The organism is Vibrio jasicida CAIM 1864 = LMG 25398 (assembly GCF_000400365.1).
GTDB lineage: Bacteria > Pseudomonadota > Gammaproteobacteria > Enterobacterales > Vibrionaceae > Vibrio > Vibrio jasicida.
In genome coordinates this window covers 1-2355 of record NZ_BAOG01000271.1, presented here as the reverse complement: position 1 = coordinate 2355, position 2355 = coordinate 1, and the positions used below count along the sequence as shown (strand labels likewise).

Below are 2355 nucleotides of genomic sequence, written 5' to 3'. Positions count from 1 at the left end.
ATTTTAGCTCGCGGCTATATTTGGACATAAAAAGACCCCCAATAATTAGTGTCCAACTATTGGGGGTCAGTTCATTTCGCAGGCTTTTGTGTTTTAAAGTTTGGTTAAGGGTGCGCGATACGTCCCTTCGTATCATGGCTAAGCGCTTTATTCAGCTCAGCTTCAACATAACCAGGGGAACGCGTCTTCGCAGAGATCAATCGATACATCGCAGGGATAACAAACAGTGTAACTAATGTCGCAAACCCCATACCGAAGAAGATAACGGTACCGACGGCCACACGGCTTTCATAACCTGCTCCTGTTGACATGATCAAAGGAATAGCACCAGCTAGCGTAGTAAATGCCGTCATCATGATAGGACGCAGACGGCGAGCTGCCGCATCAGTGATCGCTTTTTCAAACTCGATACCACGGTCACGTAGCTGGTTAGCAAACTCAACGATCAAAATACCGTTTTTGGTTACCATACCGATCAACATAATCATGCCGATTTGGCTGTAGATGTTCATTCCTTGACTCATGACGACCAACCCAAGGAAGCCACCAAATACGCCCATAGGCACGGTGAACATTACCACCAGTGGGTTGACGAAGCTTTCAAACTGCGCTGCCAATACTAGGTATGCAACAAGTAATGCCAAGGCAAATACAACGGCAACACTGGCTTGGTTTTCTTTAAAGTCTTTCGACTCACCAGAGTAACTGACCGAAATATCACCCGGCAGGTTATCAATCGCTTCTTGATCTAAGAAATCTAGCGCCTCACCTAGGGTGTAACCTTCCGATAGGTTAGCAGTAATGGTGATCGACTTCTGTTTGTTGTAGTGGGACAGACGAATTGATGCCGCCACTTCTTCGACTTTAGTAACCGTATCTAGGGTCACTAGCTCACCGCTGTTGGTGCGTAAGTAAATCTGGCTCAAATCAGCCGCGTTATTGAAGCTGTTTTCGTCACCTCGAAGGTAAACATCATATTCTTCACCACGGTCAACGTAAGTGGTTTCACTCTTACCACCAAGCATGATTTCTAGAGTTTCAGAGATGTCTTGTACACTCACTCCAAGTTCAGCAGCACGGCGCTTGTCCACTGACACCAAAAGCTCTGGTGTTTTCTCTGAGTAGTCGATTTCCGCACCTTCCATCATTGGTGACTCTTCAGCTGTGTTCTTGAGCATTTCAGCCCAGACCAACAACTCATCGTAATCAGAGCCACCAAGAACAAACTGCACAGGTTCGCTAGAACCACCACGGAAACCCGGCATGAATGGGAAGACACGAACGTCTGGAATACCGGCCAATGACTTACGAACTTGGTTGAGTGCTTCTTGTGCCGTCACATCTCGCTCGTTCCAGTCTTCTAAAATCATGATAACGAAGCCAGTTTGGTCACCCGCTTGCCCACCAAATGCTGGTGTTTGAATACTGAATGATTTCAGGAAACCTTGTCCCAACAATGGCATCAACCGATCTTCTACGATGTCCATGTTCGCCGACATTCGGTTGTAGGAAGTCGCATCTGCACCACGAACAAAAGCAAAGATAACCCCTCGGTCTTCTTGTGGCGTTAGCTGTGCAGGCACTTGATTCATCAAACCATAACTGCCTCCCATACACGCAAGGATAACCAAAGGCGCAGCCCAACGAACCTTCAATGCACCACGCAGCGCTTTTCGGTAACCAGCCTCTAGCTTGGCAAACAATTTATCGACCGCTTGGTTGAATCGATTCGGCTTCACATTCGCTTTTAGGATCTGACTACCGAGCACTGGAGTCAGCGTTAATGCAATCAAAGATGAGAAAATCACTGACATTGCCAACAATACTGAGAACTCAGTAAATAGCAGACCTACCATGCCATCCATAAAAGAAATCGGCAGGAAGACCATCACCAGAACCAAGGTCGTAGCAACAACGGCAAATCCGACTTCTCTTGTGCCTTTATAAGCCGCCAGCAGTGGTGATTCGCCGCGCTCAATATGGTGGAAGATGTTCTCTACAACAACAATCGCATCATCCACAACTAGACCGATAGATAGGATAAGCGCCATCAGGGTGATTAGGTTGATAGAGAAGCCGAAGTAGTAAGCCGCAATGAATGAAGAAATTAGTGAGACTGGTACCGTCACCGCAGGAATCAATGTAGCGCGCGCCTGACCGATAAAAATATAGAGGACTAAAATAACCAGACCACCCGTAATAAAGAGCGTGCTGTATACCTCATCAATCGAGCGTTCAATAAATACTGTGGCATCATAGTCTATGGCCAGACGAGTACCGTCCGGTAAGAACTTCTGAATCTTATCTACTTCTGAACGCACCGCCTGTGCCACTTCTAGTGGGTTAGCGTCTGAT

The 2355-nt window shown here is 46.9% G+C and carries 1 protein-coding gene; it reads right to left on the bottom strand.

Annotated elements, in window-relative coordinates:
• Positions 1-104: 104 nt before the first annotated feature.
• The coding region (locus VJL_RS27465; protein WP_038882517.1) for an efflux RND transporter permease subunit at positions 105-2355 on the bottom strand (2251 nt) is incomplete at its 5' end.